7 protein-coding genes are annotated in these 17,140 nt (G+C 51.5%); all 7 read left to right on the top strand.

Annotated elements, in window-relative coordinates; all coding sequences use genetic code 11:
- Window positions 1–2,055, top strand: a 2,055-nt coding sequence (locus CX664_RS17350; RefSeq protein ID WP_146000102.1) for an RAP domain-containing protein, incomplete at its 5' end; no start/stop codon positions are given.
- Between the two features lie 59 nt (window positions 2,056–2,114).
- Window positions 2,115–5,153 carry an RAP domain-containing protein gene (locus CX664_RS17345; RefSeq protein ID WP_101747957.1) on the top strand — a complete coding sequence of 1,013 codons (3,039 nt, stop codon included), beginning with the start codon at window positions 2,115–2,117 and terminating at the stop codon, window positions 5,151–5,153.
- 58 nt (window positions 5,154–5,211) lie between these two features.
- On the top strand, window positions 5,212–8,589 hold the full coding sequence (locus CX664_RS17340; protein ID WP_101747956.1) for an RAP domain-containing protein: 3,378 nt from the start codon (window positions 5,212–5,214) through the stop codon (window positions 8,587–8,589).
- Between the two features lie 105 nt (window positions 8,590–8,694).
- Entirely contained in the window at window positions 8,695–11,670 is a 2,976-nt protein-coding gene (locus tag CX664_RS17335; RefSeq protein WP_101747955.1) for a DUF1601 domain-containing protein, read from the top strand.
- 105 nt (window positions 11,671–11,775) lie between these two features.
- Window positions 11,776–13,419 (top strand): DUF1601 domain-containing protein, encoded by a 1,644-nt coding sequence (locus CX664_RS17330; RefSeq protein WP_146000101.1) that lies wholly within the window; start codon window positions 11,776–11,778, stop codon window positions 13,417–13,419.
- A complete protein-coding gene (locus tag CX664_RS17325; protein ID WP_146000100.1) occupies window positions 13,353–14,804 on the top strand; it encodes an RAP domain-containing protein in 1,452 nt (483 codons plus the stop codon). Before CX664_RS17330 ends, CX664_RS17325 begins: the two co-directional genes overlap by 67 nt.
- 230 nt (window positions 14,805–15,034) lie before the next feature.
- Window positions 15,035–17,140, top strand: a 2,106-nt coding sequence (locus tag CX664_RS17320; RefSeq protein WP_146000099.1) for a DUF1601 domain-containing protein, incomplete at its 3' end; no start/stop codon positions are given.

Below are 17,140 nucleotides of genomic sequence, written 5' to 3'. Positions count from 1 at the left end.
CAAAAAGCTTGCTTTAAACCACAGGAAATCGCCAACCTGCTATGGGCCATGGCGAAACTGGTGGACATCGGACAGGAGCGGACACCAGATCTTAACGAGGCCGTGGCCGTGCTGTTGCCCCACGTGAACGCACAGAAAGCTCACTTAAAACTTCAGGATATCACCAACCTGCTGTGGGCAATGGCGAAACTGGTGGACAACGGCCAGGAGCCGACACCAGAGCTCAAAAGGGCCTTGGCCGCGCTGTTGTCCCACGTGAACGCACAGAAAGCTCACTTTAAACCACAGGGTATCGCCAACCTGCTGTGGGCCATGGCGAAACTGGTGGACAAAGGGCTGGAGCGGACATCAGGTCTTAGCGAGGCCGTGGCCGCGCTGTTGCCCCAGGTGAACGCACAGAAAGCTCACTTTAAACCACAGGGTATCGCCAACCTGCTGTGGGCCATGGTGAAACTGGTGGACAACGGGCTGGAGCGGACACCAGAGTTCAACGAGGCCGTTGTCGCGCTGTTGCCCCACGTGAACGCACAGAAAGACCAGTTTATTCCTCAGCATATCGCCAACCTGCTGTGGGCCATGGCGAAACTGGTGGACAACGGGCAGGAGCGGACACCAGATTTCAACGAGGCCGTGGTCGCGCTGTTGCTCCACGTGAACGCACAGAAAGACCAGTTTATTCCTCAGCATATCGCCAACCTGCTGTGGGCCATGGCAAAACTGGTAGACAACAGGTACGAGCAGACACCAGGTCTTAACGAGGCCGTGGCCGTGCTGTTGCCCCAAGTGAACCCACAGAAAGCTAACTTTAAACCACAGGAAATCACCAACCTGCTGTGGGCCATGGCGAAGCTGGTGGACAAAGGGCTGAAGAAAACACCAGAGCTCAAAGATGCTGTGGCTGCGCTTTTGCCCCAAGTGAACGCACAGAAAAACCAATTTATTCCCCAGCATATCACCAACCTGCTGTGGGCCATGGCAAAACTGGTAGACAACAGGTACGAACAGACACCGGAGCTCAACGAAGCGATAACGGCGCTGTTGACCTGCGTGAACGGACAGAAAGACCAGTTTAATGCCCTGGCTGTTGCCAGCCTGCTTTGGGCCATGGCGAAACTGGTGGACAACGGGCAGGAGCAGACACCAGGGCTCAAAGAAGCTGTGGTCGCGCTGTTGCCCCTCGTGAACGCACAGAAAGACCAATTTAATGCCCAGGGTATTGCCAACCTGCTGTGGGCCACGGCCAAACTGGGTGAACTCGTTGAACTGAACGTGGCTACCTCTGCGTTCGAATCGCTTGTCTATCGAATCCGTAAGAACCTGCAGTTTTCTCAGGAAGAGATATCGATGTCTCTCTGGGGAGTCATGGTATGCTGTGCCAGGTTGGCTCTAGACTCCAATGCCAATAAAAATAACGTGCTTGAACAGCACATGGATGACCTGTTGACTCGCCTGGAAAATACCTCGCCAGAAAATAAAGAGGATCGTTCCATCATGATCATGGCCGCAAGTTGGCTTGGCAGAGCGTGTCCGGTGGTCCGCCATTACCAGAAAGCCATTTCAAAAACCCAGGCCGACTTCCGCGATCAACTCCAATCATGCATTCCATCTTTGCGGATCGAAGAAGAAAAGAGCCTGAACTCATTACCTCCGGTTGACCTGCTTCTGCCAGATCACAATATAGTGATTGAAGTTCAGGGCCCCTCTCATTACGTGAATGGTGATTTCAACACCAGGAATGGTTCGACTCTGCTGAAAATCGCATTGCTGAAAAAATCAGGATTTGAGGTCATTGAAATCCCGGCCAACATGCTTTGGAATCAGGATTTAATGAAACCCTATATTGATCAAATAAAGACCAGGATAGGCATCCCCCCACAGGAGCCTGGCTCTGTATCATTTAATAGAGGGTGGGCAGATGCTGCATACCTGACTGGTGAAGAACATTTAGAAGAGCAAACCAACCCAGCCAAAAAGAAGAAGAAGAGAAGAAGAAAACAAACAGCCAGTAATCGCCTGCCTCCCATCATGACTCAAGTAAACTTTTCCGCACAATGAACTTCTGAGCAGAACAGCGGTCTGCTTTTCATATTTTCATGAATTAATGAAATGTAATTATGGATAGAAGTTCTGCTGGCATCAGTGGTCAATACGCAACATCAGATAACGGTTACCACCAACCGAATGGCCATGCCCCTTCTTCAAGGCGTGGGCGATATAGACATGCCACAGTCAGACAGCAGGATAGTCACCCCTGCTCTACCCCGGGATGTAATGAATTCCACCCTTTTTCTGGCACACACCCTTCTCAATATTTAATGCACCGTTCAGTAAACTCTGCTCAAGATTTTAATGCCCTCATCAAACCAGAAGTAATGGCTGGTCTGGCGAGGAAATCGAATCGTTTCGGTCATCGCTATGATGGGAGAAATCACGGACAATATGCCAGTTCAATTAAAAAATACACGTCAGCTGCTAAAAGACCGTTAAATCAAACAGAACAAAGCCAGCTGATGCCTTTGCTGCAAAATTTCGCAGCAACACGGAGTTGGAATTGGCGGAGCCTGACGACAACATTTCACTCATTGACGTCAGCGGGTGTATTTACTCTTCATAAACCCATGGATGCGCGAGTTAAACTTACTCAGGCTAACTTATTGTCAACGCTATTTGATTCAATAATATTTAACTGCAATCAAAAACCTCCACCCAGGGATATTGATGCCCAGGGTGTCGCCAACCTGTTGTGGGCCATGGCGAAACTGGTGGACAACGGGCTGGAGCCGACAGCAGAGCTCAAAAAGGCCGTGGCCGTGTTGTTGCCCCATGTGAACGCACAGAAAAAACAATTTATCCCTCAGGGAATCGCCAACCTGCTGTGGGCCATGGCGAAACTGGTGGACAACGGGCAGGAGCGCACGCCAGAGCTCAACGAGGCCGTGGCTTCGCTGTTGCCCCATGTGAACGCACAGCAAAACCAATTTATTCCTCAGCAGATCGCCAACCTTCTGTGGGCCATGGCGAAACTGGTGGACAACGGGCAGGAGCCGACACCAGGGCTCAAAGCGGCATTGGCCGCGCTGTTGCCCCATGTGAACACACAGCAAAACCAATTTATTCCTCAGCAGATCGCCAACCTGCTGTGGGCCATGGCGAAACTGGTGGACAACGGGCAGGAGCGGACACCAGAACTCAAAGAGACCGTAGCCGCGCTGTTACCCCGCGTGAACGCACAGAAAGACCAGTTTAATGCCCTGGCTATTGCCAACCTGCTGTGGGCCATGGCGAAACTGGTGGACAACGGGCAGAAGCCAACACCAGAGCTCAAAAGGGCCCTGGCCGCGTTGTTGTCCCACGTGAATGCACAGAAAGCTCACTTTCAACCACAGGGTATCGCCAACCTGCTGTGGGCCATGGCGAAACTGGTGGACAACGGGCAGGAGCAGACACCAGGGCTCAAAGCGGCAGTGGCCGCGCTGTTGCCCCATGTGAACGCACAGCAAAACCAATTTATTCCTCAGCAAATCGCCAACCTGCTGTGGGCCATGGCGAAACTGGTGGACAACGGGCAGGAGCGTACACCAGAACTCAAAGAGACCGTAGCCGCGCTGTTACCCCGCGTGAACGCACACAAAGACCAGTTTGATGCCCTGGCTATTGCCAACCTGCTGTGGGCCATGGCGAAACTGGTGGACAACGGGCAGGAGCCAACACCAGAGCTCAAAAGGGCCCTGGCCGCGCTGTTGTCCCACGTGAACGCACAGAAAGCTCACTTTAAACCACAGGGTATTGCCAACCTGCTGTGGGCCATGGCGAAACTGGTGGACAAAGGGCTGGAGCAGACACCAGGTCTTAACGAGGCCGTGGCCGTGCTGTTGCCCCAAGTGAACGCACAGAAAGACCAGTTTATTCCTCAGCATATCGCCAACCTGCTGTGGGCCATGGCGAAACTGGTGGACAAAGGGCTGAAGAAAACACCAGAGCTCAAAGATGCTGTGGCTGCGCTGTTGCCCCACGTAAATGCACAGAAAGACCAATTTATTCCCCAGCATATCACCAACCTGCTGTGGGCCATGGCAAAGCTGGTGGACAAGAGGTACGAGCAGACACCGGAGCTCAACGAAGCGATGACTGCGCTGTTGACCTGCGTGAACGGACAGAAAGACCAGTTTAATGCCCTGGCTATTGCCAATCTGCTTTGGGCCATGGCGAAACTGGTGGACAACGGGCAGGAGCCAACACCAGGGCTCAACGAAGCTGTGGTCGCGCTGTTGCCCCTCGTGAACGCACAGAAAGACCAATTTAATGCCCAGAGTATTGCCAACCTGCTGTGGGCCACGGCCAAACTGGGTGAACTCGTTGAACTGAACGTGGCTACCTCTGCGTTCGAATCGCTTGTCTATCGAATCCGTAAGAACCTGCAGTTTTCTCAGGAAGAGATATCGATGTCTCTCTGGGGAGTCATGGTATGCTGTGCCAGGTTGGCTCTGGACTCCAATGCCAATAAAAATAACGTGCTTGAACAGCACATGGATGACCTGTTGACTCGCCTGGAAAATACCTCGCCAGAAAATAAAGAGGATCGATCCATCATGATCATGGCCGCAAGTTGGCTTGGCAGAGCGTGTCCGGTGGTCCGCCATTACCAGAAAGCCATTTCAAAAACCCAGGCCGACTTCCGCGATCAACTCCAATCATGCATTCCATCTTTGCGGATCGAAGAAGAAAAGAGCCTGAACTCATTACCTCCGGTTGACCTGCTTCTGCCAGATCACAATATAGTGATTGAAGTTCAGGGCCCCTCTCATTACGTGAATGGTGATTTCAACACCAGGAATGGTTCGACTCTGCTGAAAATCGCATTGCTGAAAAAATCAGGATTTGAGGTCATTGAAATCCCGGCCAACATGCTTTGGAATCAGGATTTAATGAAACCCTATATTGATCAAATAAAGACCAGGATAGGCATCCCCCCACAGGAGCCTGGCTCTGTATCATTTAATAGAGGGTGGGCAGATGCTGCATACGTGACTGGTGAAGAACATTTAGAAGAGCAAACCAACACAGCAAAAAAGAAGAAGAAGAGAAGAAGAAAACAAACAGCCAGTAATCGCCTTCCTCCCATCATGACTCAAGGAAACTTTTTTGCAAAATGAACTTCCGGGCAGAACAGCAGTCTGCTTTTATATTTTCATGAATTAATGAAATATAATTATGGATAGACGTTCTGCTGGTATCAGTGGTAGATACACAAGATCAGATAATGATTACAACCAACCGAATGGTCATGCCCCTTATTCAAGGCGTGGTCGATATAGACATGCCACAGTCAGACAGCAGGATACTCACCCCCGCTCTACCCCGGGATTTAACGAATTTCACCATTCTTCTGGCACACGCCCATCTCAATATTTAATACACCGTTCAGTAAACTCTGCTCAAGATTTTAATGCCCTCATCAAACCAGAAGTAATGGCTGGTCTGGTGAGGAAATCGGAACGTTTCGGTCATCGCTATGATGGGAGAGATCACGGCCTATATGCCAGTTCAGTGAAAAAATACACGTTAGCTGCTAAAAGACCGTTAAATCGAGCGGAACAAAGCCAGCTGATGCGTTTGCTGCAAAATTTCGCAGCAACACGGAGCTGGAATTGGCGAAGCCTGACGACAACACTTCATTCATTGACTTCAGCGGGTGTTTTTACCTTTCATAAACCCATGGATGAGCGAGTTAAACTTACTCAGGCTAGCTTATTGTCAACGCTATTTGATGCAATAATATTTAACTGCAACCAAAAACCTCCAGCCAGGGATATTGATGCTCAGGGTGTCGCCAACCTGCTGTGGGCCATGGCAAAACTGGTGGACAACGGGCAGGAACGGACACCAGAGTTCAACGAGGCCATGGTCGCTTTGTTACACCACGTGAACGCACAGAAAGCTCACTTTAAACCACAGGAAGTCACCAACCTGGTGTGGGCCATGGCGAAGCTGGTGGACAACGGCCAGGAGCAGACACCAGATCTCAAAGAGGCCATGTTCGCTCTGTTGCCCCACGTGAACGTACAGAAAGATCGATTTATTCCTCAGGCTATCACCAACCTGCTGTGGGCCATGGCGAAAATGGTAGACAACGGGCAGGAGTATACACCAAGGTTCAAAGAGGCCGTGGCTGCGCTTTTGCCCCGCGTGAACGCACAGAAAGACCAATTTAATGCCCAGGGTATCGCCAACCTGCTATGGGCCATGGCGAAACTGGTGGACAACGGGCTGGAGCGGACACCAAGGCTCAAAGATGCTGTGGCCGCCCTGCTGCCCCTCCTGAGCGCACAGAAAAACCAACTTAACGCCCAGGGTATTGCCAACCTGCTGTGGGCCATGGCGAAACTGGTGGACAACCGGCTGGAGCGGACACCAGCGCTCAACGAGGCCGTGGCCGCGCTGTTGCCCCACGTGAACGCACAGAAAGACCAATTTATTCCTCAGCATATCGCCAACCTGCTGTGGGCCATGGCAAAACTGGTGGACAACGGACTGGAGCGGACACCGCAGCTCAAAGAGGCCGTGGCCGTACTGTTGCCACAAGTGAACCCGGAAAAAGCTAACTTTAAACCACAGGAAATCGCCAACCTGCTATGGGCCATGGCGAAACTGGTGGACAACGGACTGGAGCAGACGCCAGAGCTCAAAGAGGCTGCGGCCGCCCTATTGCCCCTCGTGAACGTACAAAAAGCTAACTTTAAACCACAGGGTATCGTCAACCTGCTGTGGGCCATGGCGAAACTGGTGGACAACGAGCTGGAGCGGACACCAGAGTTCAAAGAGGCCGTGGCCGCCATGCTGTCCCTCCTGAACGCACAGAAAAACCGATTTAATGCCCAGGGCATTGCCAACCTGCTGTGGGCCATGGCGAAACTGGTGGACAACGGGCAGGAGCAAACAACAGAGCTCAACGAGGCCGTTGCTGCGCTGTTGCCCCGCGTGAATGCACAGAAAGACCGATTTATTCCTCAACATTTCGCCAACCTGCTGTGGGCCATGGCAAAACTGGTGGACAACGGGCTGGAGCGGACACCAGAACTTAACGAGGCCGTGGCGGCGTCGTTGCCCCACGTGAACGCACATAAAGCTAACTTTAAACCTCAGGAGATCGCCAACCTGCTATGGGCCATGGCGAAACTGGTGGACAACGGGCAGGAGCAAACACCAGAGCTCAAAGAAGCAGTGACCGCGTTGTTGCGCCACGTGAACGGGCAGAAAGCCAACTTTAAACCTCAGGAAATCACCAACCAGCTGTGGGCCATGGCGAAACTGGTGGACAACGGGCAGGAGCAGACACCAGAACTCAACGAGGCCGTGGCCGCGCTGTTGCCCCAAGTGAACGCACAAAAAGACCAATTTATTCCTCAGCACATCGCCAACCTGCTGTGGGCCATGGCGAAACTGGTGGACAGCGGGCAGGAGCAGACACCAGAACTCAACGAGGCCGTGGCTACCCTGTTGCCCCTCGTGAACGCACAGAAAGACCAATTTAATACCCAGGGCATTGCCAACCTGCTGTGGGCCATGGCAAAACTGGTGGACAACGGGCTGGAGCGGACACCAGAGTTCAAAGAGGCCGCCGCCGCCTTGCTGCCCCTCCTGAACGCACAGAAAAACCGACTTAATGCCCAGGGCATTGCCAACCTGCTGTGGGCCATGGCGAAACTGGTGGACAACGCGCAGGAGCGGACACCAGAGCTCAACGAGGCTGTGGTCGTGCTGCTGCCTCTCGTGAACGCACAAAAAGCTAACTTTAAATCACAGGAAATCGCTAACCTGCTTTGGGCCATGGCGAAACTGGGTGAACTCGTTGAGCTGAACGTGGTTACCTCTACGTTCGAATCGCTTGTCTATCGAATCAGCAGTGAGAACCCTCAGTTTTCTCAGAAAGAGATATCGATGTCTCTCTGGGGAGTAATGCTATGCTGTGCCAGGTTGTTTCTAGACTCCAATACCAATAAAAATAACGTGCTTGAGAAGCACATGGATGACCTGTTCACACGCCTGGAAAATACATCGCCAGATAATGAAGAGGATCAATCCATCATTACCATGGCTGCAAGTTGGCTTGGCAGAACCTGTCCGGTCATTCCCCATTACCAGACGACCATTTCAAAAACCCAGGCCGACTTCCGCGATCAACTCCAATCATCGATTCCATCTCTGAAGATTGACGAAGAAAAGAGTCTGAACTCATTACCTCCGGTTGACCTGCTACTGCCAGATCACAACATGGTGATTGAAGTTCAGGGTCCTTCTCATTATGTGGGTGGTGATTTCAAAACCAGGAAGGGTTCGACGCTGCTGAAAATCGCACTGCTGCAAAAAGCAGGATTTGAGGTCATTGAAATCCCGGCTAACCAGCTTTTGAACAACGATTTAATGAAACCCTATATTGATCAAATCAAGATCAGGATAGGCATCCCGCCACAGGGGCATGACTCTGTTTCACTTAAAAGAGGGTGGGCAGGTGCTGCATACGTCACTGGTGAAGAACATTTAGCAGAGCAAAGCAACCCGACAAAGAGGAAGAAAACAGGCAGCCAATAATCACCTTCCTTCCATCATGACTCAAGTAAACTTTGCCGCACAATGAACTTCTGGGCAGAACAGCAGTCTGCATTTTATATTTTCATGAATTAATGAAATATAATTATGGATAAAAGTTCTGCTGGTATCAGTGGTCAATACGCAAGATCAGGTAACGGTTACAACCAACCGAATGGCCAGGCCCCTTCTTCAAGGCGTGGGCGATACAGACATGCCACAGTCAGACAATGGGATACCCTTCCCCGCACTGCACCGCGTCACAATGAATTTTATCAGTCTTCTGGCACACGCGCTTATCAACATCTACAGTGCCGTTCAGTAAACACTGCTCAAGATTTTAATGCCCTCATCAAACCAGAAATAATGGATGATCTGGTGCGTAAATCGAACCGTTTCGGTCATCGCTATGATGGGAGAAATCACGGGCAATATGCCAGTTCAATTAAACAATACACGTCAGCTTCTAAAAGACCGTTAAATCGAACAGAACAAAGCCAGCTGATGCGTTTGTTGCAAAATTTTACCGCAACGCGGAGCTGGAATTGGCGAAGCCTGACGACAACACTGCACTCATTGACTTCAGCGGGTGTTTTTACCCTTCATAAACCCTTGGATGAGCGAGTTAAACTTACTCAGACTATCTTATTGTCAACACTTCTTGATGCAATAATATTCAAGTGCAACCAAAAGCCGCCAGCCAGGGATATTGATGCCCGGGGAATTGCCAACCTGCTGTGGGCCATGGCGAAACTGGTGGACAACGGGCAGGCGCAGACACCAGAACTCAAAGAGGCCATGGCCGAGCTGCTAACCCTCGTAAACGCACAGAAAGACCAATTTATTCCGCAGCATATCGCCAACCTGCTGTGGGCCATGGCGAAACTGGTGGACAAAGGCCAGGAGCAGACACCAGAGTTCAAAAAGACCGTCGCCTCGCTGTTGCCCCTGGTGAACGCACAGAAAAACCAATTTACTGCCCAGGGGATTGTCAACCTGCTGTGGGCCATGGCGAAACTGGTGGACAACGGGCAGGAACGGACGCCAGAGCTCAACGAGGCCGTTGCCTCGCTGTTGCCCCACGTGAACACACAGAAAGACCAATTTATTCCTCAGCATATCGCCAACCTGCTGTGGGCCATGGCGAAACTGGTGGACAACGGGCTGGAGCGGACACCAGTGCTCAACGAGGCCGTAGCTGCCCTGTTGCCCCTCATGAACGCAAAGAAAAACCAACTTAATGCCCAGGGCATTGTCAACCTGCTGTGGGCCATGTCGAAACTGGTGGACAACGGGCTGCCGACACCAGAGCTCAAAAGGGCCTTGGCCGCGCTGTTGCCCCACGTGAACGCACAGAAAGACCAATTTATTCCTCAGCATATCGCCAACCTGCTATGGACCATGGCGAAACTGGTGGAAAATACGCAGCAGCAGACACCAGGGCTCAACGAGGCAGTGGCCGCCCTGTTGCCTCTCGTGAACGCGCAGAAAGACCAATTTATTCCTCAGCATATCGCCAACCTGCTGTGGGCCATGGCGAAACTGGTGGACAACGGGCAGGAGCTGACACCCGGGCTCAACGAGGCCATGACCGCGCTGTTGCCCCAGGTGAACGTACAGAAAGACCAATTTACTGCTCAGGGAATTGCCAACCTGCTGTGGGCCATGGCAAAACTGGTGGACAACGGTCAGGAACGGACACCAGAGCTCAACGAGGCCGTGGCTGAGCTACTGCCCTACGTGAACATACAGAAGTACCAATTTATTCCTCAGCATATCGCCAGCCTGCTGTGGGCCATGGCGAAACTGGTGGACAACGGGCAGGAGCAAACACCACGGCTCAAAGAGGCCTTGGCCGCGCTGTTGCCCCACGTGAACACACAGAAGGACCAATTTATTCCTCAGCATATCGCCAACCTGCTGTGGGCTATGGCGAAACTGGTGGACAGCGGGCAGGAGCTGACACCCGGGCTCAACGAGGCCATGACCGTGCTGTTGCCCCACGTGAACGTACAGAAAGACCAATTTAATGCTCAGGGAATTGCCAACCTGCTGTGGGCCATGGCAAAACTGGTGGACAACGGTCAGAAACGGACACCAGAGCTCAATGAGGCCGTGGCCGCACTGTTGCCCCACGTGAATTCACAGAAAGACCAATTTATTCCTCAGAATATCGCCAACCTGCTGTGGGCCATGGCAAAACTGGTGGACAACGGGCAGGAGCCGACACCAGAACTCAAAGAGGCCGTGGCCGCGCTGTTGCCCTGCGTGAACGGACAGAAAGACCAATTTAATGCCCAGGGTATTGCCAACCTGCTCTGGGCCACGGCCAAACTGGGTGAACTCATTGAGCTGAACCTGGCTATCTCTACGTTTGAATCGCTTGTCTATCGAATCAGTGAGAAGCTTCAGTTTTCTCAGGAAGAGATATCGATGTCTCTCTGGGGAGTCATGGTATGCTGTGCCAGGTTGTCTCTAGACTCCAATGCCAATAAAAATAACGTGCTTGAAAAGCACATGAACGACCTGTTCACCCGTCTGGAAAATACATTCCTGCACAATGAAGAGGATCAACGCACCATTGTCCTGGCCGCAAGTTGGCTTGGCAGAGCGTGTCCGGTCGTCCCCCATTACCAGACAACCATTTCAAATACCCAAGCCGACTTCCGCGATCATCTCCAATCATCTATTCCATCTTTGAAGATTGAAGAAGAAAAGAGTCTGAACTCACTGCCTCCGGTTGACCTGCTTCTGACAGATCACAACATGGTTATTGAAGTTCAGGGACCGGGTCATTACGTAGGTGGTGATTTCAAAACCAGGAATGGTTCGACTCTGCTGAAAATCGCACTGTTGCAAAAAGCAGGATTTGAGGTCATTGAAATTCCGGTTAACAGGCTCTTGAGTCAGGATTTAATGAAACCATACATTGATCAAATAAAGACCAGAATAGGCATTCCGCCACAGGAGCATGGCTCTGTATCACTTAAAAGAGGGTGGACAGATGCTGCATACGTCACTGGTGAAGAACATTTAGCAGAGCGAAGCAACCCGGCAAAGAGGAAGAAAACAGGCAGCCAGTAATCGCCTTCCTCCCAGCATGACTCAAGTAAACTTTGCCGCACAATGAACTTCTGGGCAGAACAGCAGTCTGCTTTTTATATTTTCATTAATTAATGAAATATAATTATGGATAGACGTTCTGCTGGTTTCAGTGGTCAATACGCAAGATCAGGTAACGGTTACAACCAACCGAATGACCATGACCCTTCTTCAGGGCGTGGGCGATATAGACATGCCACAGTCAGACAGCGGGGTAGTCACCCCCGCTCTACCCCGGGATGTAATGAATTTCACCATTCTTCTGGCACACGCCCTTCTCAATACTTAATACACCGTTCAGTAAACTCTGCTCAAGATTTTAATGCCCTCATCAAACCAGAAATAATGGCTGGTCTGGTGAGGAAATCGGATCGTTTCGGTCATCGCTATGATGGGAGAGATCACGGTCTATATGCCAGTTTAATTAAAAAATACACGTCAGCTGCTAAAAGACCGTTAAATAGAGGGGAACAAAGCCAGCTGATGCGTTTGCTGCAAAATTTCACAGCAACCCGGAGCTGGAATTGGCGAAGCCTGACGACAACAATGCACTCATTGACTTCAGCGGGTGTGTTTACCGTTCACAAACCCATGGATGCGCGAGTTAAACTTACTCAAGCTGCCTTATTGTCAACGCTATTTGATTCAATAACATTTAACTGCAACCAAAAACCTGAAGCCAGGGGTATTGATGCCCAGGGTGTCGCCAACCTGCTGTGGGCCATGGCGAAAATGTTGGACAACGGGCAGGAGCGGACACCAGAGTTCAACGAGGCCATTGTCGCGCTGTTGCCCCACGTGAACGCACAGAAAGACCAATTTAAGACCCAGGGTATTGCCAACCTGCTGTCGGCCATGGCGAAACTGGTGGACAACGGGCAGGAGCGGACGCCAGAGCTCAACGAGGCCGTGGCTTCGCTGTTGTCCCATGTGAACGCACAGAAGAAAGACCAATTTAATACCCAGCATATTGCCAACCTGCTGTGGGCCATAGCGAAACTGATGGACAACGGGCATGAATGGACACCAGCGCTCAACGAGACCGTGGGCGGGCTACTGCTCCAAGTGAGGCCACAGAAAGCTAACTTCAAACCTCAGGAAATCACCAACCTGTTATGGGCCATGGCGAAACTGGTGGACAACGGGCAGGAGCAGACACCAGAGCTCAAAGAGGCTGTGGCCGCACTGTTGCCCCAAGTGAACCCACAGAAAGACCAGTTTATTCCTCAGCATATCACCAACCTGCTGTGGGCCCTGGCGAAACTGGTGGATAACGGGCAGGACCAGACACCAGGGCTCAAAGAGTCCGTGGCCACGCTATTGCCCTGTATAAAGGCACAGAAAGCGAACTTTACACCACAGGAAAACGTCAACTTGCTGTGGGCCATGGCGAAACTGTTGGACATCGGGCACGAACAGGCACCACTATTCAAAGAGGCCATGACCGCGCTGTTGCCTTGCGTGAACGAACAGCACGGCCAATTTAATGCCCAGGGTATCGCAAACCTGCTGTGGGCCATGGCAAAACTGATTGACAACGGTCAGGAGTGGACACCAGAGCTCAACGAGGCTGTGGCCGCGCTATTGCCCCACGTGCACTTACAGAAAGCTAACTTTAAACCACAGGAAATCGCCAACACCTGCTATGGGCCACGGCGAAACTGGTGGACAGCGGGCAGGAGAAGATACCAGGGCTCATGGAGGCCGCGGCCGCGCTGTTGCCCCACGTGAACGCACAAAAAGCTGACTTTACACCACCGGCAATCACCAACCTGCTGTGGGTCATGGCAAAACTGGCGAACAGCGGGCAGGAGCTGACACCAGAGCTCAAAGAAGTCGTGTCCGCGCTGTTGCGCCACGTGAACGCACAGGAAGCTCACCTTAAACCACAGGAAATCACCAACCTGCTGTGGGCCATGGCGAAACTGGTGGATAACGGGCAGGAGCTGACCGCAGGGCTCAAAGAGGCTGTGGCCGTGTTGTTGCCCCACGTAAACGTACAGAAAGATCAATTTGTTCCTCAGGCTATCGCCAACCTACTGTGGGCCATGGCGAAACTGGTGGACAACGGGCACGAGCAGACACCAGAGTTCAACGAAGCGGTGGCTGCGCTGTTGACCTGTGTAATCGTACAAAAAGCTAACTTTAAACCACAGGAAATCGCCAACCTGCTATGGGCCATGGCGAAACTGGTGGACAACGGGCAGGAGCAGACACCAGAGCTCAAAGAAGCAGTGGTCGCGCTGTTGCCCCTCGTGAACGCACAGAAAGACCAATTTATTGCCCAGGGTATTGCCAACCTGCTGTGGGCCACGGCCAAACTGGGTGAACTCGTTGAACTGAACGTGGCTACCTCTGCGTTCGAATCGCTTGTCTATCGAATCCGTAAGAATCTGCAGTTTTCTCAGGAAGAGATATCGATGTCTCTCTGGGGAGTCATGGTATGCTGTGCCAGGTTGGCTCTGGACTCCAATGCCAATAAAAATAACGTGCTTGAAAAGCATATGGATGACCTGTTGACTCGCCTGGAAAATACCTCGCCAGATAATGAAGAGGATCAATCCATCATGATCATGGCCGCAAGTTGGCTTGGCAGAGCGTGTCCGGTCGTCCGCCATTACCAGAAAGCCATTTCAAAAACCCAGGCCGACTTCCGCTATCAACTCCAATCATGCATTCCATCTTTGCGGATTGAAGAAGAAAAGAGCCTGAACTCATTACCTCCGGTTGACCTGTTACTGCCAGATCACAACATGGTGATTGAAGTTCAGGGACCGTCTCATTACGTGGGTGGTGATTTCAAAACCAGGAAAGGTTCGACTCTGCTGAAAATCGCACTGCTGCAAAAATCAGGATTTGAGGTCATTGAAATCCCGGTTAACATGCTTTGGAATCAGGATTTAATGAAACCCTATATTGATCAAATAAAGACCAGGATAGGTATCCCCCCACAGGAGCTTGGCTCTGTATCATTTAATAGAGGGTGGGCAGATGCTGCATACGTGACTGGTGAAGAACATTTAGAAGAGACCAATCCAGCAAAAAAGAAGAAGAGAAGAAGAAAAAGAACAGCCAGTAATCGCCTTCCTCCCATCATGACTCAAGTAAGTAGTTAACCAAATGGAATCGTATATTTCTGGCTAAGTGGGCAGTTACTATGCAAGGCACAACGTAGGGAGCATAGCCGTAGCTATGTGACCGTAGTTGTAACGCCGCAGAGTGACTGCCCACTTAGTCAGAAAATACGATTTCATTTGGTTAACTACTTATACTTTTCCGCAAAATGAACTTCTGAAAAGAACAGCAGTCTGCTTTTTATATTTTCATGAATTAATGAAATATAATTATGGATAGACGTTCTGCTGGTATCAGTGGTCATTACGCAAGATCAGGTAATGGTTACAACCAACAAGATGACCATGCCGCTTCATCAAGGCGTGGGCGATATAGACATGCCACAGTCAGACAGTGGAATAATACTCAACGCACTACACCGGGGTGTAGTCAATTTTACCGATCACCTGCCGTATGCCCTTCCCAACATCTACAGTGCCGTTCAGTAAACCCGGTCCAGGATTTTTATGCCCTCATCATCCAGGAAAGAATGGATAGTCTGGTGAGTCACTCTGAACGTTTTGGTCATCGCTATGATGGGAGAAATCACGGCCTATATGCCAGTTCAGTTAAAAAATACACGTTAGGTGCTAAAAGACCGTTAAATCAAGCGGAACAAAGCCAGCTGATGCGTTTGCTGCAAAATTTCACAGCAACACGGAGCTGGAATTGGCGAAGCCTGACGACAACACTTCATTCATTGACTTCAGCGGGTGTTTTTACTCTTCATAAACCCATGGATGCGCGAGTTAAACTTACTCAGGCTAACTTATTGTCGACGCTATTTGATTCAATAATATTTAACTGCAACCAAAAACCTCCAGCCAGGGATATTGATGCCCAGGGTGTCGCCAACCTGTTGTGGGCCATGGCGAAACTGGTGGACAACGGGCCGGAGCGGATACCAGAGTTCAAAGAGGCCGTGGCCGTGTTGTTGCCCCATGTGAACGCACAGAAAAAACAATTTATTCCTCAGGGAATCGCCAATCTGCTATGGGCCATGGCAAAACTGGTGAACAACGGGCAGGAGCAGACGCCAGAGCTCAACGAGGCCGTGGCCGCCTTGTTGCCCCAAGTGATCGCTCAGAAAGCTAACTTTACACCACAAGAAATCGCCAACCTGCTATGGGCCATGGCAAAACTGGTGGACAACGGGCAGGAGCGGACACCAGGGCTCAACGAGGCCGTGGCCGCCTTGTTGCCCCAAGTGATCGCTCAGAAAACTAACTTTACACAACAGGGTATCACCAACCTCCTATGGGCCATGGCAAAACTGGTGGACAACGGGCAGGAACGGACGCCAGAGCTCAACGAGGCCGTGGCCTCGCTGTTGCACCACGTGAACACACAGAAAGACCAATTTATTCCTCAGCATATCGCCAACCTGCTGTGGGCCATGGCGAAACTGGTGGATAACGGGCAGGAGCAGACGCCAGAGCTCAACGAGGCTGTGGTTGCGCTGTTGCCCTGCGTGAACGCACAGAAAGCTCACTTGAAACCACAGGAAATCACCAATCTGCTGTGGGCCATGGCGAAACTGGTGGATAACGGGCAGGAGCGGATACCAGAGTTCAACGGGGCCGTGGCCGCGCTGTTGCCCCATGTGAACGCACAGAAAGAACAATTTATTCCTCAGGGAATCGCCAACCTGCTGTGGGCCATGGCGAAACTGGTGGACAACGGGCAGGACAGCACACCAGAACTCAAAGAGGCTCTGGTCGCGCTATTGCCCCACGTGATTGCACAGAAAGCTAACTTTAAACCACAGGAAATCGCCAACCTGCTGTGGGCCATGGCGAAACTGGTGAACAACGGGCAGGAGTCGACACCAGAGTTCAACAAGGCCGTGGCCGTGCTGTTGCCTCACGTGAACGCACAGAAAGCTAACTTTAAACCTCAGGAAATCACCAACCTGCTGTGGGCCATGGCGAAACTGGTGGACAACGGGCAGGAGCCGACACCAGAGCTCAACAAGGCCTTGGCCGCGCTGTTGCCCCACGTGAACGCACAGAAAGACCAATTTATTCCTCAGCATATCGCCAACCTGCTGTGGGCCATGGCGAAACTGGTGGAAAATACGCAGCAGCAGACACCAGGGCTCAACGAGGCAGTGGCCGCCCTATTGCCCCTCGTGAACGCGCAGAAAGACCAATTTATTCCTCAGCATATCGCCAACCTGCTGTGGGCCATGGCGAAACTGGTGGACAACGGGCAGGAGCAGACACCAGGGCTTAAAGGGGCCGTGGCCGTGCTGTTGCCCCTCGTGAACGCACAGAAAGACCAATTTAAGGCCCAGGGCATCACCAACCTGCTGTGGGCCATGGCGAAACTGGTGGAC

The organism is Endozoicomonas acroporae (assembly GCF_002864045.1).
Taxonomy (GTDB): Bacteria; Pseudomonadota; Gammaproteobacteria; order Pseudomonadales; family Endozoicomonadaceae; genus Endozoicomonas; species Endozoicomonas acroporae.
This window is presented reverse-complemented; position numbering and strand designations above follow the sequence as displayed.

Coding starts and splice junctions, on each gene's coding strand:
- CX664_RS17345 (WP_101747957.1), top strand. CDS start 2,115: ATGGATAGAAGTTCTGCTGGCATCAGTGGTCAATACGCAACATCAGAT.
- CX664_RS17340 (WP_101747956.1), top strand. CDS start 5,212: ATGGATAGACGTTCTGCTGGTATCAGTGGTAGATACACAAGATCAGAT.
- CX664_RS17335 (WP_101747955.1), top strand. CDS start 8,695: ATGGATAAAAGTTCTGCTGGTATCAGTGGTCAATACGCAAGATCAGGT.
- CX664_RS17330 (WP_146000101.1), top strand. CDS start 11,776: ATGGATAGACGTTCTGCTGGTTTCAGTGGTCAATACGCAAGATCAGGT.